This window comes from Kitasatospora sp. NPDC004669 (assembly GCF_040609455.1).
Classification (GTDB): Bacteria; Actinomycetota; Actinomycetes; order Streptomycetales; family Streptomycetaceae; genus Kitasatospora.
In genome coordinates this window covers 132,783-155,341 of the sequence record NZ_JBEXKB010000005.1, presented here as the reverse complement: position 1 = coordinate 155,341, position 22,559 = coordinate 132,783, and the positions used below count along the sequence as shown (strand labels likewise).

At 73.5% G+C, this 22,559-nt stretch carries 22 protein-coding genes; 19 read left to right on the top strand and 3 right to left on the bottom strand.

Annotated features, from left to right (window positions below):
• The first annotated feature begins 98 nt into the window (after positions 1-98).
• From ABZW30_RS06695 to ABZW30_RS06645, 11 genes are all read left to right on the top strand, one after another.
• Positions 99-1,259, top strand: coding sequence for an FAD-dependent oxidoreductase (locus ABZW30_RS06695; protein ID WP_355669927.1), 1,161 nt, complete (start codon positions 99-101; stop codon positions 1,257-1,259).
• Positions 1,260-1,276: 17 nt separating this feature from the next.
• Entirely contained in the window at positions 1,277-1,600 is a 324-nt protein-coding gene (locus ABZW30_RS06690) for a (2Fe-2S)-binding protein (protein WP_355669926.1), read from the top strand.
• Positions 1,581-2,996 (top strand): NAD(P)/FAD-dependent oxidoreductase, encoded by a 1,416-nt coding sequence (locus ABZW30_RS06685; protein WP_355669925.1) that lies wholly within the window; start codon positions 1,581-1,583, stop codon positions 2,994-2,996. Before ABZW30_RS06690 ends, ABZW30_RS06685 begins: the two co-directional genes overlap by 20 nt.
• A 55-nt stretch (positions 2,997-3,051) precedes the next feature.
• On the top strand, positions 3,052-3,987 hold the full coding sequence (locus ABZW30_RS06680) for a dihydrodipicolinate synthase family protein (protein ID WP_355669924.1): 936 nt from the start codon (positions 3,052-3,054) through the stop codon (positions 3,985-3,987).
• Positions 3,988-4,058: 71 nt separating this feature from the next.
• Positions 4,059-5,063, top strand: coding sequence for a proline racemase family protein (locus tag ABZW30_RS06675; protein ID WP_355669923.1), 1,005 nt, complete (start codon positions 4,059-4,061; stop codon positions 5,061-5,063).
• Between the two features lie 29 nt (positions 5,064-5,092).
• On the top strand, positions 5,093-6,451 hold the full coding sequence (locus ABZW30_RS06670; RefSeq protein WP_355670000.1) for an aldehyde dehydrogenase family protein: 1,359 nt from the start codon (positions 5,093-5,095) through the stop codon (positions 6,449-6,451).
• Positions 6,451-7,479, top strand: a complete 1,029-nt coding sequence (locus ABZW30_RS06665; protein ID WP_355669922.1) for a proline racemase family protein — start codon at positions 6,451-6,453, stop codon at positions 7,477-7,479. The genes ABZW30_RS06670 and ABZW30_RS06665 overlap by 1 nt, the downstream gene beginning before the upstream one ends.
• Positions 7,476-8,420 (top strand): ornithine cyclodeaminase family protein, encoded by a 945-nt coding sequence (locus tag ABZW30_RS06660; protein WP_355669921.1) that lies wholly within the window; start codon positions 7,476-7,478, stop codon positions 8,418-8,420. The genes ABZW30_RS06665 and ABZW30_RS06660 overlap by 4 nt, the downstream gene beginning before the upstream one ends.
• Positions 8,421-8,618: 198 nt before the next feature.
• Positions 8,619-9,329 (top strand): GntR family transcriptional regulator, encoded by a 711-nt coding sequence (locus ABZW30_RS06655; protein WP_355669920.1) that lies wholly within the window; start codon positions 8,619-8,621, stop codon positions 9,327-9,329.
• A 100-nt stretch (positions 9,330-9,429) separates the two neighbouring features.
• Positions 9,430-10,026, top strand: a complete 597-nt coding sequence (locus ABZW30_RS06650) for a Uma2 family endonuclease (protein WP_355669919.1) — start codon at positions 9,430-9,432, stop codon at positions 10,024-10,026.
• 30 nt (positions 10,027-10,056) lie between these two features.
• Positions 10,057-10,224 (top strand): hypothetical protein, encoded by a 168-nt coding sequence (locus tag ABZW30_RS06645; RefSeq protein WP_355669918.1) that lies wholly within the window; start codon positions 10,057-10,059, stop codon positions 10,222-10,224.
• 14 nt (positions 10,225-10,238) lie between these two features.
• On the opposite strand, the gene ABZW30_RS06640 is transcribed toward ABZW30_RS06645, so the two are convergent.
• Positions 10,239-10,922, bottom strand: a complete 684-nt coding sequence (locus ABZW30_RS06640) for an ABC transporter ATP-binding protein (protein ID WP_355669917.1) — start codon at positions 10,920-10,922, stop codon at positions 10,239-10,241.
• Positions 10,919-11,995, bottom strand: a complete 1,077-nt coding sequence (locus tag ABZW30_RS06635; RefSeq protein WP_355669999.1) for an ABC transporter permease — start codon at positions 11,993-11,995, stop codon at positions 10,919-10,921. Before ABZW30_RS06635 ends, ABZW30_RS06640 begins: the two co-directional genes overlap by 4 nt.
• Positions 11,996-12,160: 165 nt before the next feature.
• Here ABZW30_RS06635 and ABZW30_RS06630 point away from each other — a divergent pair, with 165 nt between their 5' ends.
• The 3 genes from ABZW30_RS06630 to ABZW30_RS06620 all read left to right on the top strand — a co-directional run bounded on the left by ABZW30_RS06630 (position 12,161) and on the right by ABZW30_RS06620 (position 15,092).
• On the top strand, positions 12,161-13,369 hold the full coding sequence (locus ABZW30_RS06630) for a sensor histidine kinase (RefSeq protein WP_355669916.1): 1,209 nt from the start codon (positions 12,161-12,163) through the stop codon (positions 13,367-13,369).
• Positions 13,366-13,992, top strand: a complete 627-nt coding sequence (locus ABZW30_RS06625) for a response regulator transcription factor (RefSeq protein ID WP_355669915.1) — start codon at positions 13,366-13,368, stop codon at positions 13,990-13,992. The genes ABZW30_RS06630 and ABZW30_RS06625 overlap by 4 nt, the downstream gene beginning before the upstream one ends.
• A gap of 74 nt (positions 13,993-14,066) precedes the next feature.
• Positions 14,067-15,092 carry a nitronate monooxygenase gene (locus tag ABZW30_RS06620; protein WP_355669914.1) on the top strand — a complete coding sequence of 342 codons (1,026 nt, stop codon included), beginning with the start codon at positions 14,067-14,069 and terminating at the stop codon, positions 15,090-15,092.
• A gap of 7 nt (positions 15,093-15,099) precedes the next feature.
• Here the strand turns inward: ABZW30_RS06620 and ABZW30_RS06615 are convergent, their stop codons facing one another.
• A complete protein-coding gene (locus ABZW30_RS06615; RefSeq protein WP_355669913.1) occupies positions 15,100-16,551 on the bottom strand; it encodes an aminopeptidase P family protein in 1,452 nt (483 codons plus the stop codon).
• Between the two features lie 154 nt (positions 16,552-16,705).
• On the opposite strand from ABZW30_RS06615, the gene ABZW30_RS06610 reads away from it, so the two are divergent.
• The 5 genes from ABZW30_RS06610 (at position 16,706) to ABZW30_RS06590 (ending at position 22,532) form a co-directional block, all read left to right on the top strand.
• Complete coding sequence (locus tag ABZW30_RS06610) at positions 16,706-18,457, top strand: ABC transporter substrate-binding protein (RefSeq protein ID WP_355669912.1); 1,752 nt, start codon at positions 16,706-16,708, stop codon at positions 18,455-18,457.
• Positions 18,458-18,677: 220 nt separating this feature from the next.
• A complete protein-coding gene (locus ABZW30_RS06605; protein WP_355669998.1) occupies positions 18,678-19,556 on the top strand; it encodes an ABC transporter permease in 879 nt (292 codons plus the stop codon).
• Complete coding sequence (locus ABZW30_RS06600; protein WP_355669911.1) at positions 19,553-20,539, top strand: ABC transporter permease; 987 nt, start codon at positions 19,553-19,555, stop codon at positions 20,537-20,539. The genes ABZW30_RS06605 and ABZW30_RS06600 overlap by 4 nt, the downstream gene beginning before the upstream one ends.
• Positions 20,539-21,540: an ABC transporter ATP-binding protein gene (locus ABZW30_RS06595; RefSeq protein ID WP_355669910.1), complete on the top strand. Its 1,002-nt coding sequence runs from the start codon at positions 20,539-20,541 to the stop codon at positions 21,538-21,540. The genes ABZW30_RS06600 and ABZW30_RS06595 overlap by 1 nt, the downstream gene beginning before the upstream one ends.
• Positions 21,537-22,532 carry an oligopeptide/dipeptide ABC transporter ATP-binding protein gene (locus tag ABZW30_RS06590; RefSeq protein WP_355669909.1) on the top strand — a complete coding sequence of 332 codons (996 nt, stop codon included), beginning with the start codon at positions 21,537-21,539 and terminating at the stop codon, positions 22,530-22,532. The genes ABZW30_RS06595 and ABZW30_RS06590 overlap by 4 nt, the downstream gene beginning before the upstream one ends.
• The last annotated feature ends 27 nt before the right edge of the window (positions 22,533-22,559 follow it).

The window sequence follows — 22,559 nt, the reverse complement described above, 5'->3', positions numbered from 1 at the left end:
TCGCACCGTGTGCGGCGGGCCGGGGCTTTTGCGTGGTCCGGCCCAGCGGGGGTCGTGGTGGTCTTGGCACGGTTGATGGCATGTGACATATTACTGGCGTGCTGAAGACCCAGAGACCTCCCCTGGACGTCGTCGTGGTCGGCGCCGGAGTCGTCGGCGCCGCCTGCGCCTACTACGCCGCCCGTGCCGGACTCGCCGTCGCCGTCGTCGACCGCGGGCCGGTCGCCGGAGGCACCACCGGGGCGGGCGAGGGCAACCTCCTGGTCTCCGACAAGGAGCCCGGGCCCGAGCTCGACCTCGCCCTGCTCAGCACCCGGCTCTGGCGCGAGCTCGCCGAGGACCTCGGTCCGGCCGTGGAGTACGAGCCCAAGGGCGGGGTGGTGGTCGCCGCGACGACGGCCGGGCAGCAGGCGCTGCGGGCCTTCGCCACCGGGCAGACGGCGGCCGGGGTGGCCGCCGAGGAGGTCCCGGGCGAGCGGCTGCGCGAGCTGGAGCCGCACCTCGCCCCCGGGCTGGCCGGCGGCTTCCACTACCCGCAGGACGCCCAGGTCCAGCCCGCCCTGGCCGCCGCCCACCTGCTGCGCGAGGCCCGTCGGATGGGCGCCGAGCTGATCACCGGGGAGAGCGTGACGGCGGTGGACCGGGGCCCGGACGGCGCGGTGCGCGGCGTACGGACCGGCCGGCGCCGACTGGCCGCGCCCGCCGTGGTCAACGCGGCCGGCACCTGGGGCGGCGAGCTGGCCGCCCTGGCCGGGGTACAGCTGCCGGTGATGCCCCGGCGCGGCTTCGTCCTGGTCACCGAGCCGTTGCCGCGGATCGTCCGGCACAAGGTCTACGCCGCCGACTACGTGGCCGACGTCGCCAGCGGCTCGGCCGGGCTGCAGACCTCCGCCGTGGTCGAGGGCACCCCCGGCGGGCCGGTGCTGATCGGGGCCAGCCGGGAGCGGGTCGGCTTCGACCGCACCCTCTCCCAGGAGGTGCTGCGTCGACTGGCCGGCCAGGCCGCGGAGCTGTTCCCGGTGCTCGCGGACGTCGCCGTGATGCGCGTCTACCGGGGCTTCCGTCCGTACCTGCCGGACCACCTGCCCGCCGTCGGGGCGGACCCCCGGGTGCCCGGGCTCTACCACGCCTGCGGGCACGAGGGCGCCGGCATCGGGCTGGCGCCGGCCACCGGGCTGCTGATCAGCGAGCAGCTGACCGGAAAACAGCCGGAGCTGGACCTCGCGCCGTTCCGTGCGGACCGGTTCCCGGCCGCGTGAGACTCCTTGGAGAAGCCGTGAACCGTCGTCGCCGCACCCCCGCCGGGCTGGTCGAGGCCGAGCCCGGGCCCGCCCATCACATCGAGTTCGACGGGCGGGCGGTCCGCGCCCTGTCCGGGCAGTCGATCGCCGCCGCGCTCTGGGCCGACGGTGTGCTCGCCTGGCGCACCACCCGGATCGGCGGGCGGCCGCGCGGGGTGTTCTGCGGGATCGGCGCCTGCTTCGACTGCCTGGCCACCGTGAACGGCCGGGCCAACCAGCGCACCTGCCTGCTGCCCGCCGAGCCGGGCGCCGTCGTCACCACCCAGGAGGGCCACGGCCGTGCCGACCTCGCAGTCTGACACCCGCTACGACCTCGCGGTGGTCGGGGCCGGGCCGGCCGGGCTGGCCGCCGCCGTCACCGCCGCCGACCTCGGGCTGCACTGCGTCCTGCTGGACGGCGGGCAGACCAGCGGCGGTCAGTACTACCGGCACCCGGCGCCCGGCCTGGGCGCGGCCCGGCCGGACCGGCTGCACCACGGGTGGTCGGTCTACACCGGGCTGGCCGCGCGGCTCGCCGCCGCCGAGCGGGCCGAGTTCCGGGGCGGCCACCAGGTCTGGGCGCTGGAGCGGACCGCGGACGGCTTCGCGGTGCACGTCACCCGCGGGCCCGAGGCCTGTGGCCGGGACACCGTCCGGGCCCGGTCGGTGCTGCTCGCCACCGGGGCGTACGAGCGGCAGCTGCCCTTCCCCGGCTGGACCCTGCCCGGGGTGGTCACCGCGGGCGGCGCGCAGGCGATGCTCAAGGCCGGGCTGGTACTGCCCGGGCGGCGGATCGTGGTGGCCGGCAGCGGGCCGCTGCTGCTCGCGGCGGCCTCCTCGCTGGTCAGCGCCGGGGCGGAGGTCCCCGCGGTGGTCGAGGCGAGTGACTACCTCGGGTACGCCCGGCGCCCCGGCGTGCTCGCGGCCGTCCCCGCCAAGCTGGTCGAGGGCGCCGGGCACGGCAGCGCGCTGCTCCGGCACCGGGTCCGGCTGCGGCGGCGGAGCGCCGTCGTGGAGGTGCACGGGACGGACCGGGTCACCGGGGTCACGGTGGCCCGGCTGGACGCCGACTGGCGGCCGCGGCCCGGCACCGAGCGGCGGATCGACTGCGACGCGCTCGCCGTCGGGCACGGGCTGCTGCCGCAGATCGACCTCGCCACCGAGCTGGGCGCCGACACCCTGACCGGGCCGGACGGGGCGGTCGCGCTGCGGGTGGACGCCCGGCTGCGCACCTCGGTGCCGGGCCTGTGGTCGGCGGGGGAGACCAACGGCGTCGGCGGCGCGGATCTCGCGCTGGCCGAGGGGGAGTTGGCCGCGCACGCGGTCGCCGGGGTGTTGCCGGAGCCCGCGCTGCTGCGCCGCCGGGCACGGCTGCGGACCTTCGCCGAGCTGATGGCGGGCGCCCACCGGCCGGGGGCCGGCTGGACCGGATGGCTGCGGCCGGACACCGATGTGTGCCGGTGCGAGGAGGTGCCGGTCGCGCGGATCCGGGAGGCGGTGGAGGAGCTGGGCGCGGGCGATCCGCGGACCGTCAAGCTGCTCACCCGGGCGGGGATGGGCTGGTGCCAGGGGCGGATGTGCGGTCCGGCGGTGGCCTGTCTGTCGGGTGCTGCGGGATCGGGCCCTGCGGGATCGGGCCCGGATCGGCGCCCGTTGGCCTGCCCGGTGCCGCTGTCGCAGCTGGCGGCCGGGCCCTCCGGTTCGGTCTCGGAGTAGTCCGTCGAACGTGCGGGGCGGGGACCCTTGTCTCCGACCTGTTTCCGCTTATAAAATGTCACACCTCACCAAGGAGCTCAACGTGTCCATCGCCCAGCACGACACCGCCCGTCCCTGGCGCGGGATCATGGTCGCCACCACGATCCCGCTGCGCCCGGACCTCTCCGTCGACTACGACGCCTACGCCGAGCACGTCCGCTGGCTGATCGAGTCCGGCTGCGACGGCGTCGTCCCCAACGGATCGCTGGGCGAGTACCAGACGCTCACCGTCGAGGAGCGCGCCCGGGTCGTCGAGGTGGCGATCGAGGCGGCCGGCGACGGCTCCCGGGTCATGCCCGGAGTCGCCGCGTACGGCAGCGCCGAGTCCCGCCGCTGGGCCGAGCAGGCCGCCGAGGCCGGGGCGGGCTCCGTCCTGCTGCTGCCGCCGAACTCCTACCGGGCCGACCACGACTCGGTGCGCGCGCACTACGCGGAGGTCGCCAAGGCCGGTCTGCCGATCGTCGCGTACAACAACCCGATCGACACCAAGGTCGACCTGGTGCCCGCGCTGCTCGCCCGACTGCACGGCGAGGGCTCGATCGTGGCGGTCAAGGAGTTCAGTGGGGACGTCCGCCGGGCGTACGAACTCGCCGAGCTGGCCCCCGGGTTGGACCTGCTGGTCGGGGCCGACGACGTGCTGCTGGAGCTGGCGCTGGCCGGTGCGGTCGGCTGGATCGCCGGGTACCCGAACGCGCTGCCGGAGGCCTCGGTGGCGCTCTACGACGCGGCCGTCAAGCGCGACCTGGAGACCGCGCTGCCGCTGTACAAGTCGCTGCACTCGCTGCTGCGTTGGGACTCCAAGACCGAGTTCGTCCAGGCCATCAAGCTGTCCATGGACATCGCCGGGCGCCCCGGTGGTCCGGTCCGGGCGCCGCGCCGGCCGCTGGTGCCGGAGATCGAGGCGGCCGTGCGCGCGGCCACCGAGAAGGCTCTGGCCGAGGGGCTCGCGTAGTCCATCGACCTCCGGCCGGCTGCGGCGGCAGCCGGCCTCCACCGACCGACACCTCATGGGAGTTGTGAGCCATGCGCAGCCGTCACGTGTTCCACGCCGTCGACTCGCACACCGAGGGCATGCCGACCCGGGTGATCACCGGCGGCTTCGGCGTCATCCCCGGCGCCACGATGGCCGAACGCCGGGTGCACTTCCAGCAGCACCTGGACCACTTCCGCACCCTGCTGATGTACGAGCCGCGCGGCCATGCGGCGATGAGCGGCGCCGTCCTGCAGCCGCCGACCCGGCCGGACGCCGACTTCGGGGTGCTCTACATCGAGGTCTCCGGGCTGCTGCCGATGTGCGGGCACGGCACCATCGGGGTGGCCACCGTGCTGGTCGAGACCGGGATGGTGCCGGTGGTCGAGCCGGTCACCACGGTGCGGCTGGACACGCCCGCCGGGCTGGTGATCGCCGAGGTGCGGGTCGAGGACGGCGCCGCCAAGGCGGTGACCATCCGCAACGTGGCCTCGTACTCCGTCGCGCTGGACCGCAAGATCGAGGTGGCCGGCTACGGCACGGTCGGCTACGACCTCGCGTACGGCGGCAACTTCTACGCCATCCTGCCGCTCGCCGAGTTCGGGCTGCCGTTCGAGCGCGAGCGCAAGCAGGACATCCTGGACGCCGGCCTCGCGCTGATGGCCGCGATCAACGCGGGCCCCGACCGGCCGGTGCACCCGGAGGACCCGTCCATCCACGGCTGCCACCACGTTCAGCTGCTCGCCCCCGGCTCCACCGCCGAGCACTCCCGGCACGCGATGGCCATCCACCCCGGCTGGTTCGACCGCTCACCCTGCGGCACCGGCACCTCGGCGCGGATGGCGCAGCTGCACGCGCGCGGCGAACTGCCGCTGGGGCGGGACTTCCGCAACGACTCCTTCATCGGGACGACCTTCACCGGGCGGCTGGTCGAGGAGACCGAGGTGGCCGGGCGGCCCGCGGTGGTGCCCACCGTCACCGGGCGGGCCTGGATCACCGGCACCGCCCAGTACTTCCTCGACCCGGACGACCCGTTCCCGGCGGGCTTCCTGCTCTGATCCGTTCAACTCATGTGGAAGGGCTGCTGATTGTGACCATCACCTCGTACAACCCCGCCGATCCGGGCGACCTGGTGGTCGCCGTCGAGGCCCCCGGCGCCGAGGCCGTGCGATCCGCCGTCGAACGGGCCCGGGCCGCGCAGCGCGGCTGGCTCGGGGCCGGGGCGGGCGCCAGGTCGGCGGCGCTGGGACGGATCGCCGAGGCGGTCGAGGCGCACGCGCAGGAGCTGGCCGCGCTGATCGTGCGCGAGGTCGGCAAGCCGCTCGCCGAGGCGCGCGGCGAGGTCGCCCGGACCGCGGCGATCTGGCGGTACTACGCGCAGGCGCCGTACGCGCCGTCCGGGGCGGTGCACGAGACCGCCGCGGGGCCCGGGCTGCTGCTCACCCGGCGGCGCCCGTACGGGGTGGCCGGGCTGATCGCGCCGTGGAACTTCCCGCTGGCGATCCCGAGTTGGAAGGCCGCGCCGGCACTGGCGGTCGGGAACACGGTGGTGCTCAAGCCCGCGCCGGAGGCGACGGCGTGCGCGCTGCGGCTGGCGGAGCTGGCCGGGCTGCCCGCCGAGGTGTTCACGGTGCTGCCGGGCGGGGCCGAGGAGGGTGCGGCGCTGGTCGACGCGGCGGACGTGGTGTCCTTCACCGGCTCGACCGGGGTCGGGCGGGCCGTGGTGCGGGCGGCCACCGGGCGCGGGGTGCCGGTGCAGGCCGAACTCGGCGGACTGAACGCCGCGTTGGTGCTGCCGGACGCGGATGTGGAGCTGGCCGCGGCCCACATCGCGGCGGCCGTGGCCGGGTACGCCGGGCAGAAGTGCACCGCCACCAGCCGGGTGATCGCGGTCGGCGCGGCCTACGAGCCGCTGCGCGAGGCGCTGGTCAAGGCGCTGGCGACGGTGGACGACGCGGTGTGCGGGCCGGTGATCAACGCCGCCGCGCGGGAGCGGTTGACGGGGGCGGTCTCCTCGGCGGTCGAGGCCGGGGCGACCGTGCTGGCCGGCGGGCGGGTGCCCGAGCGGGCCGGCTGGTACGTCGAGCCGACCCTGCTCACCGACGTACCGGGCGAACACCCCTTGGCGCGCGAGGAGTTCTTCGGACCGGTCGCGGTGCTGCACGCGGTGGCCGACCTGGACGAGGCGATCGCACTCGCCAACGACACCCCGCACAGCCTCGCCACCTCGGTGCACACCCGCAGCCTGGACGTGGCGCTGGCCGCCGCCGACCGGCTGGACGCGGGAATGGTCCGGGTCAACGCCCCCTCCAGCGGCGTCGACTTCCACCTGCCCTTCGGCGGGACCAAGGGTGCGAGCCACGGCGACCGCGAACAGGGCCAGGCGGCACTGGACTTCTACACCGTGAGCCGGACGGTCAGCGTGCTGCCGGGCGGGGGCGCCTGATGGACGTCCGGACCGTCGACTACCACGCGGCCGGCGAGCCGTTCCGGATCGTGCTGGACGGCGCGCCGCTGGTCCCCGGCGGCAGCGTCGCCGAGCGCCGGGCCATCGCGCTCGGCGCCGGCGGCAGCGCCACCGCGCCCCGGCCGAGCGCGCTGGACGCCGTGCGGCAGCTGCTCGTCCGGGAGCCGCGCGGGCACGCCGGGATGTACGGCGGGTTCCTGGTGCCGCCGGACGACGACGAGGCGCACGTGGGCGTGCTGTTCTGGCACAAGGACGGCTACTCGACGGCCTGCGGGCACGGCACCATCGCGCTCGGCGCCTGGGCGGTGGACTCCGGGCTGGTTCCGGCCCCCGCGGACGGCGTGGCGCGGGTGCGGATCGACGTGCCGTCGGGGCGGGTCACGGCGCTGGTGCACCGGGCCGGCGGGCGCACCACCGGGGTCACCTTCCGCAATGTGCCCAGCCGGGTCAGCGCGTCGAAGCTGCCGGTGACCACCTCGCGCGGGGTGGTGGAGGTCGCGGTGGCGCACTCCGGGGCGTGCTACGCCTCGGTGCCGGCGGCGGCGCTCGGGCTCGCGGTGGAGCCCGGTCTGCTGCCCGAACTCACCGCCGCGGGGCGGGAGATCAGGGCGCTGCTGGCCGACTCGGAGGCGGTCACCCATCCGACGGACGCGCGGCTGTCGGGGGTGTACGGGGTGGTGCTGTACGACGAACAGCCCTCTGCTGACGGCGTGTTGAGCCAGCGGAACGTCGTCGTGTTCGCGGACGGGCAGATCGACCGCTCGCCCTGCGGCTCCGGTACCTCCGCCCGGCTCGCCGTGCTCGCCGCCGAGGGGCGGCTCGCGCCGGGGGAGGAGCTGCGGCACGAGTCGATCATCGGCACGGTGTTCACCGGGCGGGTGCTCGCCGGCGGCGACCCGCTGGGGGAGGGCGTGGTCACCGAGGTGACCGGGGCGGCGTACCGCACCGGGGAGCACCGGTTCGTCCTGGAGCCCGGGGATTCGCTGGGCACGGGGTTCCTCCTGTGACCGGCTCCGTACTGCCCGGCACGGCGGCTGAGCCGCTCCAGTACACCGTGCCGGGCACCGGCGGGGTCGGGCCCGCCGGGGCGGTGGGGGCGATCGAGCGGGTGCTGCTGGACGGGTTCGACCCGGAGGCGGCGCCCGCCCGGTCGGCCGTGGCGGTGCCGGCGGGGGAGCTGCTGCTGATGCCGGCCGCCGCCGGGCCGTACGCCGGCGTCAAGATCGCCGGGGTGGCGCCGGGCAACCCGGCGCTCGGACTGCCCCGGATCACCGGCGGCTACCTGCTGCTGGACGGGGCCACCTTGCAGCCGCTGGCCGTGCTGGACGGTGCGGCCCTCACGGCCCTGCGCACGCCCGCCGTGACGGCGGCGGCGCTGGCGCGGCTCGCGGCGCCGGAGGCCGAGCACCTGGTGGTGTTCGGCTCAGGCCCGCAGGCCTACGGGCACCTGGACGCGCTGCTGGCCGTCCGGCCGCTGCGCCGGCTCACCGTGGTGGCGCGCGACCCCGGTCGGGCCGGGGCGCTGGCGGCGTACGGGCGGGGGCTCGGGCTCTCCGCCGGCGTGGGTGGGCCGGAGGTGGTCGGGCGGGCGGATCTGGTGGTCTGCTGCACCACCGCGCGGACGCCCCTGTTCGACGGCGCGCTGGTGCCCGCGCACGCGGCCGTCGCGGCGGTCGGTTCGCACGAGCCGGACGCGCGGGAGGTGGACGAGGTGCTGGTCGGGCGGGCCGAGCTGTACGTGGAGGCGCGGACGGTCGCGGCCAGGGAGGCCGGGGATCTGGTGACGGCGGGTGTGGCCGGGCGGCAGGTGTGGAACCTGGCCGAGCTGGTGCGCGGGGACGCGCCGGTGCCGGGCGGGCGGCCGCGGTTCTTCAAGAGCGTCGGGATGGCGTGGGAGGACCTGGCGGTGGCGGCCGAGGTGTACCGGGCGGCCCGGCAGCAGGGCTGAGGGTCAGGCGTTCTTTCGGCGCGCGCTGTTCGGAGGGTTGTCGCGCAGTGGTAGCAGATCGTGTGCCGTCGGCCGTTGTCACGGTCGGCGGCCGCTGCCACCATGAGGCTCGGCGGGGTATGCGGATCCAGGACTGTTGCATGCTCAACGTAACGTGACATTGTACACTGGTGTTCTGAACCCACCCGGAGGAACACCATGGCCGACCTCAAATCCCGCACCCTGATCTCCGTGCAGGAGCGGCTCCGCGACCAGGTCGCCCACGCGCTCCGGGCGGCCCTGATCTCCGGCGAACTGCGTCCGGGCGTCGTCTACTCCGCCCCCGCCCTCGCCGCCGACTTCGGCGTCTCGGCCACCCCGGTCCGCGAGGCCATGCTCGACCTCGCCCGGGAAGGGCTGGTCGAGGCCGTCCGCAACAAGGGCTTCCGGGTCACCGAACTCACCGAGCGCGACCTGGACGACTACACCGAGATCCGCGCCCTGATCGAGGTTCCGACGGTGGGCCGGGTGACGCGCACGGCGACCAAGGACCAACTGGAGCGGCTGCGCCCCCAGGCGGAGGAGATCGTCGCGGCCGCGCGCAAGCACGACCTGATCGGCTACCTGGAGGCGGACCGGCAGTTCCACCTCGACCTGCTGGGGCTCGCGGGCAACGCCCGGCTGGTGGACGTGGTCGGCGACCTGCGCAAGCGCTCGCGGCTGTACGGGCTGACGCGGCTCGACGAGAAGGGCGAGCTGGTGTCCTCGGCGGAGGAGCACCTGGAGCTGCTGGACCTGATGATCTCCGGCGACGCGGACGCGGCCGAGGCGTGCATGACGCGGCACCTCAGCCATGTGCGGTCCCTGTGGGCGGGCCAGGACGAGGCGGCGGAAGCGGACCGGCCGGCACTGCGGCTGCGGGCTCGGTAGGGGCTAAACCACTCGTTCGGGTGAGAACTGGGGATCGGGCGTCGGAAGGCGTCCGGGCCCTACGATGATGGTCTCGACATCGGCAGTCAGGAGGAATTCCATGTCCGCCGCAGCAGTGGAAGAGCCGTTCGAGCAGATGACGCTGCTCGAAACCGCAGAACTGCTCTCGAAGCGGCTTGTGGGGCACCGGGTCGAGATCCTCGGGGGACAGATCACGGTGACGCCGACCGCAGACGGCCAGCACGGTGACTCCCTTACCAGCATGAGTGTCCCGTTCATTGCGGCGGGTCTCCACGGTAAGGCGACCCGAGTGATCCAGGGGATCGGCCTTTGGTTGCCTGACGGTCCATCGGACTACGCAGTTCCGGACATGTCGATCGTTGATGCTGACTATGCCGATCATTTCATCGAGCTGAATAACTACGATCCCGTGATCTTCAGGCTTGTGGCCGAGGTGACGTCGTCGAACTATCTGACCGATCTGAAGCTCAAGCCAGCGCTGTATGCCGGGGCGGGAGTACCCGTTTACCTCATCGTTGACCGTAAGAATCTGAAGGTCATGGTTCTAACCGAGCCGCGGGATGGCGAATACCGTGTGCACGCCGTGTATCACCCGGGGCAGTCGTTCACGCTGCCGGAGTCGATCGGGGCTGCGGTGACGCTCTCGGTGGACGACGTTCTCATCACCAAGAAGTAGCGATCCCTAGTGCGAACCAGACTGCTCGATATGGCGGAAGTTCTCTTCGAGCGGTTCCCCAAGCATCGGGTGGAGGTGCTCGGCAGCGAGGTGTCCGTCGAGCCTCTGCAGGATGGGCGTCACGCCGAGATCCTCACGGATGTGATGGCCGTGTGCTTCAAGGCCTCACACCGCTCGGCGCGAGGCCAGAACCCCTGATTTTCAGTGAACTTCTAGACCGCCGCCGTCGGCAGCGTCAGGCGGCCGTCGTGGACTTCGGCGATCTGGTCGACGGCCGTCAGGTGGGTGCGGTCGTGGGTGACCAGGACCGTGGCTGTCGCTCGCCGATGGGTGAGGTCGGTGATCAAGTCCAGGACGGCGGCGCCGCGTTCGTGGTCGAGGGCGCTGGTGGGCTCGTCGACCAGCAGGACCGTGGGGTCGTTCATCAGGGCGCGGGCGATGTTGACCCGCTGGCGTTGGCCGCCGGAGAGCTGGTGGGGGCGGCGGGCGGCCTGGTCGCGCAGACCGACGGCGTCCAGTAGTTCCAGGGCGCGGGGGAGGGCCTCGCGGGGGGAGCGGCCGTCGAGGTGGGCCATCACCTGGAGCTGTTCGGCGGCGGTGAGCGAGGGCAGCAGGTTGGCCTGCTGGAAGACGATGCCGATCTTGGTGCGGCGCAGGGAGGCCAGGTCGGAGCGGTCGAGGCCCGCGGTGTCGGTGCCGTCGACGACCACCCGGCCGGAGTCCGGGGTGATCAGGGTGGCCGCGACCGCCAGCAAGCTGGACTTGCCGGAACCCGACGGGCCGACCACAGCCGTGATCGAGCCCTTGGGGACGGCCAGCGACACGTCGTCCAGGGCGGTCAGCCGGCCGTCGCCGTCCGGGTAGGTGAGGGTGATGCGGTCGAGTTCGAGGCTCATCGGGCGCTCCCCAGGGCGGTCAGCGGGTCGACGGAGGTGATCCGGCGGATGGACAGGGCCGCGCCGATCGCGCCGAGGGCGATCATGACGACGGCGGGCAGCAGCAGGGTCGGGGCGTCCAGGACGAAGGGCACGGCGGAGCCGATCAGCGAGCCGGCGCCGAGGGCGATCGCGGTGCCGGCGAGGGTGCCGAGCACCAGCAGCAGGACGGCCTGGCCGAGGGCGTCGCGCAGCAGGTAGCGGGTGGAGGCGCCGAGGGCCTTCAGCACCGCGATGTCGCCGCTGCGCTGGATCGTCCAGACGGTGAAGAAGGCGCCGATGACCAGCGCGGAGATGGCGAACAGGAAGCCGCGCATCAGCTGGAGCGAGCCGTTCTCTGAGGTGTAGGAGCCGATCGCGGCGAGGGCGTCGTCGCGGGTGCGGGTGACGGTGCCGTGGCGGGAGTCCGCGGCGGCGAGGTCGGCGCCCTTGGCGGTGTCGAGGGCGATGACGGTGGCGTGGTCGGCGCCGCCCGGGGCGAACTGCTGCCAGTCGGTGAAGCTGGTCCAGATCACCGGGGTGTGGCTGTACGCGGAGTCGCCCTCGACGGCCGACACGGTGAGGTGGTGCCCGGCGAGCGTGAAGTCGGCGCCGGGGGCGAGGTGCCCCAGCTTCTCGGCGGCGGTCTTGGACAGCACCGCCCGGCCGGGGGCGATCCGGCCGCCCTGCGGTGCCAGGTCGGAACCGTCCGGGACGCCGAAGGCGGAGAGGGCGGCGGTGCGCTGGCCGGCGGCGGCCTTGGTGGTGGTGATGCCGAGCGGCTGGGCGGAGGTGACGCCGGGCTCGCGGGCCCAGGCCTGCCACTGCTCGGGGGTGACCTGGGAGTCGGTGAAGGAGAGTTCCTGCCCGTCGGCCGGCTTGCCGAAGACCAGGTGGTCGGCGGGCAATCCGGTGATCGCGGAGATGTTCTGCCGGCCGAGCCCCGCGGTCAGCCCGGACAGCAGGCCGACCAGCACGGTGATCAGCACGATGACGGTCCCCATCAGGGCGAACCGCCCCTTGGCGAACCTGAGATCCCTCCAGGCGACGAACACGGTGGGCCTTTCCAACGAATGACGGGTGCTTCCTCCACTACGGTCTGCGAGGAGGGGTCTCGCGGGCATCGCGCCGGGGATTGCTTCCTGGGCATCAAAGGGCAGAAGCGGAGTTCAACCTTTTGATTGATGCCGGGCCTCCGGCGTGGAACTTAGGCTGGAGGGATGGCGACCGAACGATCCAGAACCACCCCCGTCGCCCGCGTCCTCCAGGTCTGCCTGCACCTGCTCGTGGCGGGCCTGCTGGCGCTCGCCGTCGCCCGTGCCGCCTTCGTCGGACGGGGCGACGGGGATCCGGCCGCCGTCGCCGCCGCGGCCTCCGCGATGGCCGCGGTGTACGCGGTCGGGCCGCGACTGGCAGCCGTCCGTACCTCCCGGCGGGGCGCCGCGCTCTGGCTGGCGCTGCTCGGCGTGACCTGGGCGGGCCTGCTGGTCGCCACCCAGGACGGGGTGTGGCTGGCGTTCCCGCTGTACTTCCTGGAGCTGCACCTGCTCGGGCGGCGCGGCGGGCCGGTGGCCGTCGGGCTGAGCGCCGCCGCGGCGATCGCCGCGTGGTCCTGGCACCAGCACAGCTTCAGCCTCGCCGCCTCCATCGGACCCGCGCTCGGCGCGGCCGTCGCCACCGCCACCGTGCTCGGCTACCAGGCGCTGTACCGGGAGAGCGAGCAGCGGCGCCGGCTGATCGACGAGCTGACCGCCGCCCGCGCCGACCTCGCCGCCGCCCACCACACCGCCGGGGTGATGGCCGAGCGCGAGCGGCTCGCCCGGGAGATCCACGACACCCTCGCGCAGAGCCTCAGCTCCATCCAGCTGCTGCTGCGGGCGGCCCAGCGGGCGCTGCCGGAGCGCACCGAGGCCGCCGCCGGGTACGTCGAGCAGGCGCGGCAGGCGGCCCAGGACAACCTGGACGAGGCCCGGCGGTTCGTCCGCGCGCTCACCCCGCCCGCACTGGACGGCGATCCGCTGCCGGTCGCCCTGGAGCGGCTGTGCGCGACCACCACGGCGCACAGCGGCCTGCCCGTCCACCTGCACGTCTCGGGGGATCCGGTCCGGCTGCCGGCCGCGCAGGAGGTGGCGCTGCTGCGGATCGCGCAGTCGGCGCTCGGCAACACCGTGCGGCACGCGAAGGCCGGGCGGGCCGAGGTGACACTCAGCTACATGGAGGGAGAGGTGGCGTTGGACGTGTTCGACGACGGGGCCGGGTTCGATCCGGTGGCGGTCGCCGGCCGCACCGGCGGGGACGGCGGCTTCGGGCTGCCCTCGATGCGGGCCCGGGCGCAGGCGCTCGGCGGCAGCTTCACGGTGGAGTCCGCGCCCGGGGAGGGCACCGCGCTGGCGGTGCAGCTGCCGGTCACCCCGGAGGCCGGTCCGTGATCCGGCTGCTGATCGCCGACGACCACCCGGTGGTGCGGGCCGGGCTGCGGGCGGTGCTGGAGAGTGAGCAGGACTTCGCCATCGTGGCGGAGGCGGCCACCGCCGAGCGGGCCGTCGAGCTGGCGGCCGAGCCGGGGGTGGACGTGGTGCTGATGGACCTGCAGTTCGGGCCCGGCTCGACGATGAACGGGGCGCAGGCGACGGCGGCGATCACCGCCCGGGCGGGCGCGCCGCGGGTGCTGGTGGTCACCACCTACGACAGCGACGCGGACACCCTGCCGGCGCTGGAGGCCGGCGCGACCGGCTACCTGCTGAAGGACGCGCCGCCGGAGGAGCTGGCCCAGGCGGTACGGGCGGCCGCGGCGGGGCGCAGCGCGCTGGCGCCGAGCGTGGCGGACCGGCTGCTGGAGCGGATGCGGACGCCCGCGGCGGCGCTCAGTGCGCGGGAGACCGAGGTGCTGGGGCTGGTCGCGGACGGGCTGACCAACCAGCGGATCAGCCAGCACCTGCACCTGAGCCAGGCCACCGTGAAGTCGCATCTGGTGCACATCTACGCCAAGTTGGGGGTCGACTCGCGCACGGCGGCGGTGCGGGAGGCGCGCGGGCGGGGGCTGATCCGCTGAGCGTAGGGTGGGGCCGATCCGCTGCGCGTAGCGTGGGAACGGTCCGTGCCCGTAGCAGTGTGAGGAGCGCCCCGATGACCGTCCGTCTCGACGAGCTCGCCGTACCCGTGATCGGCGCCCCGATGGCGGGCGGGGCCTCGACGCCCGGGTTGGTGGCCGCGGTGAACCGGGCCGGTGGGCTGGGGTTCCTGGCCGTGGGCTACACGTCGGCCGCGGCGATGGCCGAACAGATCGCCGCCGTGCGGAAGTCGACCGACCGGCCGTACGGGGTGAACCTCTTCGTCCCGGCCCCGCCCGGGGATCCGGCGGCGGTCGCCGCCTACCGGGAGCGGCTGCGGCCGGAGGCCGAGCAGTGGGGGGTCGCGCTGCCGGAGCGGATCGGGCCGGACCGGGACGACTGGGAGGCCAAGCTCGCCGCGCTGCTCGCGGACCCGGTGCCGGTGGTCTCGTACACCTTCGGGCTGCCGACGGCGCGGGAGGCGGCGGCGCTGCGGGCGGCGGGCACGCTGCAGATCGGCACCGTCACCACGCCGGAGGAGGCGCGGGCGGCGGAGGCGGTCGGGATGGACGCCCTGTGCGTGCAGGGTCCGGAGGCCGGCGGGCACCGCGGCACCCACCGGGTCTCGGACCGGCCGGGGGAGGTGCCGCTGCTGCAGCTACTGCCCGCCGTAAGGGCGGTGACCTCCCTGCCGCTGATCGCCGCCGGCGGGCTGGGCGACGGCCAGGCGGTCGCGGGGGCGCTGCGGGCCGGGGCGGCCGCGGTGCAGCTGGGGACGGCCCTGCTGCGTTCCGACGAGTCCGGCGCCCCGGCCGCCCACCGGGCCGCGCTCACCGAACTGCCGGAGACCGTCGTCACCCGCGCCTTCACCGGCCGCCCGGCCCGCGGCCTGCGCAACGCCTTCATCGACCGACACGGCCCGTACGCCCCGCCCGCCTACCCCGAGGTTCACCACCTCACCGCCCCGCTTCGGGCCGCCGCCACCCGCCGCGCCGACACCTCGGCCATGCACCTCTGGGCGGGCACGGCCCACCGGCTGGCCCGGTCGGGCCCGGCGGAGGCGGTCGTCGCGGAGCTGTGGCGGGCCGCACGGGGGAGCTGATCGCCACTCAGCCCAGCAGGTCCGCCATCCAGGACTCGACGGCCTGCGCCGTCCTCGGCAGGGCGCCGGACATCAGGTGGGCGCCGTCCGCCGTGATGACCAGGTCGTCCTCGATGCGGATGCCGAGGCCGCGGAGTTCGAGGGGAAGGGTTTCGTCGTCGGGTTGGAGGTAGAGGCCGGGTTCGACGGTGAGGACCATGCCCTCTTCCAGGGTGGCGTCGAGGTAGCGGTCGGCGCGCGCCTGGGCGCAGTCGTGGTAGTCGAGGCCGAGCATGTGGCCGCTGCCGCAGAGGGTGTAGCGGCGGTGGAGGCCGTTGTCCTCGGCCAGGGACTGGTCGGCGGGGACGCGCAGGACCCCCCAGTCGGCGAGGCCTTCGGCGATGACGCGCATGGCGGCGTGGTGGAAGTCGCGGAAGCGGGCGCCGGGGCGCAGGGCTGCGATGCCGGCGCTCTGGGCGGCGAGGACGAGGTCGTAGGCCTGGCGCTGGACGGGGGTGAAGGTGCCGCTGAGGGGGAGGGTGCGGGTGATGTCGGCGGCGTAGAGGGTGTCGGTCTCGACGCCGGCGTCCAGCAGGAGCAGGGAGTTCGGGTCGAGGGCGCCGTCGTTGCGGATCCAGTGCAGGACGCAGGCGTGGGCGCCGGAGGCGGCGATGGTGGTGTAGCTGGTGCCGTTGCCCTCGGCGCGGGCGCGCAGGTCGAAGACGCCCTCGATCCAGCGTTCGCCGCGGTGGTGGCGCAGCGCGGTGGGCAGGGCGCGGACGACGTCCTCGAAGCCGGTGACGGTGTGGTCGACGGCGAGTTGCAGTTGTTCGACCTCCCAGGTGTCCTTGATCAGTCGCAACTCGGCGAGGACGGCGGCGAGTTCGCCGTCACGGTGGTCGGCGCGGGGGCGTCCGGTGGCCGCGTCGACGAGGGCGTCGGTGCCGGCCAGCACCCGGGTGGGCGGCTGCGGTCCGGTGAGCAACTTGCCGAGGTCGTCGAGGTGTTCGGTGCGCAGCCCGGTGAGTCGGGCGGCCTCGTCGAGGTCGGGGCGGCGGCCGACCCAGAACTCGCCGTAGCGGCGGTCGCGGTAGAACTCGCCGCCGCTGCGCGGGGAGCGCGGGCGCAGGTAGAGGACCGGTTCGTGGCCCTCGGGCCCGGCGGGTTCGAGGACGAGGACGTGGTCGGCCTGGTCCTCACCGGTGAGCCCGGTGAGCCAGACGTACGCGCTGTGCGGTCGGAAGCGGTGGTCGAGGTCGTTGCAGCGGACCTTGAGGCGTCCGGCCGGGACGATCAGCCGTTCGCCGGGGAACGCCACGGAGAGCCGGGCGCGGCGGCCGGGGAAGCGGTCGTAGCCGGGGACGCGCTGGTCGGCGGGGAGTGGGGTGGCGGTCCAGCGGGTGCCCATGAAGGCGTCCAGGGCGGGGGAGACCGGGAGGTCGTGGCTCCCGGTGTTGAGGCCGGTCTGCGAGTGGGTCACCGGTGAACTCCTAGGCGGGGCTGGGGAGCTGAGGGCGCACGGACACAGCTGGGTAACGGACGGCGCCACCCCTTGTGCAGTGCAATTTCACATTACTATGTTACGGGTCACACAGCGGAGCGGCCAGAGCAGGCCCCCCACAGCGGAGTTGCACATGACCAGGCGCACCCATGCCCTCCTCGCGGCGGCCCTCGCGGCGACCCTCACCCTCGGCCTCGGGGCCTGCAAGAACGACAAGAGCGACAGCGGCGGCGACGCGGCCCCGTCCAGCACCAAGGGGCCGGGCGCGGAGAGCGGCTCGATCATCGGCGGGACCCCGGCCAAGGGCGGCACTCTCACCGTCCTGACCAACCAGGACTTCGCCCACCTCGACCCGGCCCGCAACTGGACCGTTCCGCACATGGATTTCGGCACCCGGCTGCTCTATCGCACCCTGACCACCTTCAAGGCCGAACCGGGGGCCGCAGGCAGCGAGATCGTCCCGGACCTCGCCACCGACCTGGGCAAGTCCTCCGAGGGCGGCAAGGTGTGGACCTTCACCCTGAAGGACGGCCTCAAGTACGAGGACGGCAGCCCGATCAAGTCCGCCGACATCAAGTACAACGTCGAGCGCTCCTTCTCCCCGGACCTCACCGGCGGCCCCGACTACGCGGTCCAGTACCTGGCGGGAGGCGAGAACTACAAGGGCCCGCTCACCGGCGAGCACCTGGCGAGCATCGAGACCCCGGACGACAAGACGATCGTCTTCCACCTGAAGCGCCCGGTCGCCGAGTTCTCCGACACCGTCACCCTGCCGACCTTCTCCCCGGTGCCGCAGAGCCAGGAGAAGGGCACCCAGTACGACTCCCGGCCGTTCTCCTCCGGCCCGTACAAGATCGAGACCTACGACCGCGGCAAGCAGCTGGTGCTGGTCCGCAACACCAACTGGGACCAGGCCACCGACGCCGTGCGCAAGGCCTACCCGGACAAGATCGTGGTCACCCAGGGCATCAAGGGCGGCCAGGCCGACGACCGGATCATCGCGAGCGAGGGCGCCGACGCCAACGCCATCAACATGCCCTGGATGCAGCACGAGTCGGTCGCCAAGGTGCTGCCCAAGGCGGACGTCAAGTCCCGTATGGCGGCAGAGCGGACCGGCTGTACGGACATGCTGTACCTGAACACCGCCAAGGCACCGTTCGACGACCCGAAGGTGCGCGAGGCGATGATGTGGGCGGTGGACCGCGAGGCCCAGGTGACCGCGTTCGGCGGTCCGGCGATGGCCGACGTGGCGACCTCCTACCTGCCGCCGTCGCTGACCGGCGGTGCCAAGGCGGACCCGCTGAAGATCCCGGCGGCCGGCGACCCGGAGAAGGCCAAGGCGCTGCTCAAGGAGGCGGGCAAGACCGACCTCAAGGTCGCGCTCACCGTCTCGCTCGGCGACAAGACCCGCGCCGAGGCGATCCAGCAGTCGCTGGCCAAGGTCGGCGTCCAGGTCACCATCAACACAGTGGACCCGTCCGCCTTCACCGACACCCTCGGCGACACCAAGAACGCTCCCGAACTGACCATCAACGGCTGGTGCCCGGACTACCCGTCCGCCGCGACCTTCTTCCCGTTCCTGTTCGACGGCCGCACCATCAAGGAGAAGGGCAACCAGGGCAACTACAGCCAGTTCCGGGACCAGGCCACGATGGACCGGATGGACCAGATCGCGGCCATGACGGACGTGGGCGAGGCCAACAAGGCCTGGCAGCAGCTGGACGAGGACCTGTTGAAGAAGGCCCCGGCCGTCCCGCTGATGTGGCAGCGGCGCCCGCTGCTGGCGGGCACCAACGTGGCCGGCGCGTTCGGCAACTCCGGCTACGCCGGCATGATCGACCTCGCCGTGGTCGGCCTCAAGGACCCCGCCAAGGGCAAGGGCTGAGGGGCCGGCGGAGATGAGTACCACCACCCCATCGGGAGCCGAAGGCCGCGCCGGTGTCGAGAACGACGAGCGACAAGCGAGCGCAGCGAGTGCCGGAGCGAGGAGCGTCGACACCGGGTCAGGAGCGGCCGGAGGCGAACGAGGAGTCGCTGAGCCCGTCGCCACGGCCGATGCCGTGGCGGCGGGCCCCGCGAAGAAGGCCGGGCGAGGACCGTGGCGGCTGGTCTGGGACCAGCTGTGGGCCAAGGGCTCGGCCCGGTTCGGCCTGATCACGGTCGGCGTACTGGTCCTGGCGGCCGCCCTGGCCGGCCCGCTGAGCTCGCTCGGCGGCTGGTCCCCCGAGGAGTTCGACAAGCGCGCCGTGGACCCGTACCTGGGCGGCATGCCCCGGGGCGACTTCGGCGGCATCAGTACCCGGCACTGGTTGGGCGTCGAGCCGACCACCGGACGCGACCTGTTCGCCCGGGTGCTGCACGGCGGCCAGGTCTCGCTGCTGATCGCGTTCACCGCGACCGCGGTCGTCGTGGTCACCGGCACCCTGGCCGGCATCGCGGCGGGCTACTTCGGCGGCCGGACCGACACCGTGCTGTCCCGGCTGATGGACCTCACGATGTCCTTCCCCTCGCTGATCTTCATGATCGCGATGATGTCGGTGGCCAAGGACGTCAACCGGATCCTGCTGATCACCCTGGTCATCGGCCTGTTCACCTGGCCCGGCATCGCCCGCGTGGTCCGCGGCCAGACGCTGTCGCTCAAGCACCGCGAGTACGTCGAGGCCGCGAAGGTCGGCGGCGCCCGTTCCTGGCGCATCCTCACCCGGGAGATCCTGCCGAACGTCTCCGGCCCGGTCATCGCCTACACCACACTGCTGATCCCCGGCATGATCGCGACCGAGGCCGCGCTCAGCTACCTCGGCGTGGGTGTCCGCCCGCCGACCGCGTCCTGGGGGCAGATGATCGCCGAGAGCATCGTCCACTACGAGACGGACCCGACGTACTTCCTCATCCCGACGGTCTTCCTCTTCCTCGCCGTGCTCGCCTTCACCCTGCTCGGGGACGCGCTGCGCGACATCCTGGACCCCCGGGGAGGCCGGTCGTGATCCTCTACCTCGGCCGCCGGCTGCTCGGCGTGGCGGGCATCCTGCTCGCCATCTGCGCCATCACCTTCACCATCTTCTACCTGCTGCCGAACGACCCGGCCGCGGCGGCCTGCGGCAAGACCTGCAGCCCCGAGCGGCTCGCCGACGTCAAGGCGGCGATGGGGCTGGACAAGCCGGTCTGGGACCAGTTCCTCGCCTACCTCGGCGGCATCTTCGCCGGCCGCGACTACGGCAGCGGCCCGAGCGCCGTGCACTGCGGCTTCCCCTGCCTCGGCTACTCCTACGAGTACGGGCTGCCGGTCTGGAACCTGCTCACCGACCGGCTGCCGGTCTCCGTCTCGCTGGCCCTCGGCGCGGCCGTGCTCTGGCTGCTCCTCGGCCTCGGAGCGGGCGTCGCCTCGGCGTTGCGCAAGGGCCGGCCCGTCGACAGGGCGCTGATGGTGCTCTCGGTCGGCACCGCCTCGCTGCCGGTCTACTTCACCTCGATCATGCTGATCTGGGGTGTCGTCAGAACGGCCGGACTGCTGCCCTACCCGGCGTACCACGCGTTCACCGAGAACCCGATCGAGTGGGCCTCCAACCTGCTGCTGCCCTGGATCGCCCTGGCCCTGCTGTACGCGGCCATGTACGCGCGGCAGAGCCGCAACTCGATGATCGAGGCGATGGCCGAGCCGTACATCCGCACCGCCCGGGCGAAGGGGCTGCCGCCGCGCACGGTGACCGTCAAGCACGGGCTGCGCTCCGCGATGACGCCGATCCTCACCATCTTCGGGATGGACCTCGGCGGGCTGCTGGCCGGGGCCGTCATCACCGAGTCGATCTTCGGCCTGCCCGGCGTCGGCCGGCTGTTCTACGACGGCCTGGCCCGCTCCGACCAGCCCGTCATCCTCGGCGTCACCCTGCTCGCGGCCTTCTTCATCGTCGCCGCGAACCTGCTGGTCGACCTGCTCTACGCCTACGTCGACCCGAGAGTGAGGTACTGATGTCCCCACTACTGTTGGAGGTCGAGGACCTCAGGGTCTCCTTCGACACCCCGCGCGGCACCGTCCGGGCCGTCGACGGCATCTCCTTCACCGTCGAGGCCGGGCGCACCCTCGGCCTGGTCGGCGAGTCCGGCAGCGGCAAGTCCGTCACCTCGCTCGCCGTCATGGGCCTGCACCGCGGCGCGGCCGTCACCGGCTCGATCCGGCTCGGCGGGCAGGAGCTGAACGGGCTGGGGGAGCGGGAGTTGGGCACCGTCCGGGGTCGGCGGATCGCGATGATCTTCCAGGACCCGCTGTCCAGCCTGCACCCCTTCTACACCGTCGGCGAGCAGATCGCCGAGCACTACCGGGTGCACTTCAAGGCGGGCCGAAAGGCCGGTCGGACCAGGGCGGTCGAGATGCTGGCCGAGGTCGGCATCCCGGAGCCGTCCCGTCGGGTCGACGAGTACCCGCACCAGTTCTCCGGCGGCATGCGCCAACGCGTCATGATCGCGATGGCGCTCGCCTGCGAACCCGAGCTGCTGATCGCCGACGAGCCCACCACGGCGCTCGACGTCACCGTCCAGGCGCAGATCCTCGATCTGATCGCCCGGATCCAGCAGGAGCGCGGCCTCGGCGTCGTGATGATCACCCACGACCTCGGCGTGGTCGCCCGGGTCGCCCACGAGGTACTGGTCATGTACGGCGGCCGGGCGGCCGAACAGGCCCCGGTGGAGCGGCTGTTCGCGCAGCCTGCGCACCCGTACACCCGCGGCCTGCTGGACTCGCTGCCGCGCTTGGACGACACCGACGACGCCCCGCTGCGGGCCATCCCCGGCAGCCCGCCGTCGTTGATCGCCCCCGCCCCCGGCTGCTCCTTCGCCCCGCGCTGCGCCCGCACCACCGCCGCGTCCGCCGAGGAGCACGCCCGCTGCCTGGCCGAACGCCCGACGCTCGGTCCGCTCGCCCCCGGCCACCAGGCCGCCTGCCATCTGCCGCTGGTGACGGAGGGAGTGCTGTGACCGGCCAACCACTGTTGTCCGTACGGGACCTGGTGAAGACCTTCCCCGGGCGGCGCGGCCGCACCGGCCGGGCCGGTGCGCCGATCCGGGCCGTGGACGGGGTCAGCTTCGACCTCGGCGCGGGCGAGACGCTCGGCCTGGTCGGCGAGTCCGGCTGCGGCAAGTCCACCACCGGGCGGATGATCGTCCGGCTGCTCGACCCGACCTCAGGCACCGTCACCCTCGACGGCATCGGGATCGGCGGGCTCTCCCAAACCCAACTGCGCCCGTACCGACGGCACCTGCAGATGGTCTTCCAGGACCCGTACTCCTCGCTCAACCCCCGGCAGACGGTGGCCCGGATCATCTCCGAACCGCTGCTGGTCCAGGGCGCGGGCGCCGCCGAGGCGCGCAAGCGGGCCGCCGAGCTGATGGAACTGGTCGGGCTGATCCCCGAGCACCTGGACCGATACCCGCACGAGTTCTCCGGCGGCCAGGCGCAGCGCATCGGCATCGCCCGTTCGCTGGCCACCTCGCCCAAGCTGGTGATCGCCGACGAGCCGGTGTCCGCGCTGGACGTCTCCATCCAGGCCCAAGTGGTCAACCTGATGGAGCAGTTGCAGCGCGAGCTGGGCCTGGCGTACGTGTTCATCGCGCACGACCTCTCGGTGGTCAAGCGGGTCTGCGACCGGATCGCGGTGATGTACCTGGGCCGGATCGTCGAGATCGGCGACAAGGCCGAGGTGTACGGCAACCCGGCGCACCCGTACACCAGGGCACTGCTGTCCGCGGTGCCCCTGCCGGACCCGGTGGCGGAGCGGGCCCGGGAGCGGATCGTGCTGCTCGGCGACCCGCCGAGCCCGGCCAACCCGCCGGCGGGGTGCGGCTTCCACCCGCGCTGCCCGAAGGCGCAGGAGGTGTGCCGGACGGATCGACCGCTGCTGCAGGTCGTCGGCACCGGCGGCGCGCGTGCCGGCCACCGCGAGGCGGCCTGCCACTTCCCGGAGGCCTGAGGGTCGCCGCAGACCCCCGGTCGGGCG

What these genes read in the sequence shown, in the direction of transcription:
- ABZW30_RS06680 (WP_355669924.1), top strand. Translation starts at nt 3,052, where the DNA reads ATGTCACACCTCACCAAGGAGCTCAACGTGTCCATCGCCCAGCACGAC.
- ABZW30_RS06675 (WP_355669923.1), top strand. Translation starts at nt 4,059, where the DNA reads ATGCGCAGCCGTCACGTGTTCCACGCCGTCGACTCGCACACCGAGGGC.
- ABZW30_RS06665 (WP_355669922.1), top strand. Translation starts at nt 6,451, where the DNA reads ATGGACGTCCGGACCGTCGACTACCACGCGGCCGGCGAGCCGTTCCGG.
- ABZW30_RS06655 (WP_355669920.1), top strand. Translation starts at nt 8,619, where the DNA reads ATGGCCGACCTCAAATCCCGCACCCTGATCTCCGTGCAGGAGCGGCTC.
- ABZW30_RS06650 (WP_355669919.1), top strand. Translation starts at nt 9,430, where the DNA reads ATGTCCGCCGCAGCAGTGGAAGAGCCGTTCGAGCAGATGACGCTGCTC.
- ABZW30_RS06645 (WP_355669918.1), top strand. Translation starts at nt 10,057, where the DNA reads ATGGCGGAAGTTCTCTTCGAGCGGTTCCCCAAGCATCGGGTGGAGGTG.
- ABZW30_RS06640 (WP_355669917.1), bottom strand. Translation starts at nt 10,922, where the DNA reads ATGAGCCTCGAACTCGACCGCATCACCCTCACCTACCCGGACGGCGAC.
- ABZW30_RS06630 (WP_355669916.1), top strand. Translation starts at nt 12,161, where the DNA reads ATGGCGACCGAACGATCCAGAACCACCCCCGTCGCCCGCGTCCTCCAG.
- ABZW30_RS06620 (WP_355669914.1), top strand. Translation starts at nt 14,067, where the DNA reads ATGACCGTCCGTCTCGACGAGCTCGCCGTACCCGTGATCGGCGCCCCG.
- ABZW30_RS06610 (WP_355669912.1), top strand. Translation starts at nt 16,706, where the DNA reads ATGACCAGGCGCACCCATGCCCTCCTCGCGGCGGCCCTCGCGGCGACC.
- ABZW30_RS06595 (WP_355669910.1), top strand. Translation starts at nt 20,539, where the DNA reads ATGTCCCCACTACTGTTGGAGGTCGAGGACCTCAGGGTCTCCTTCGAC.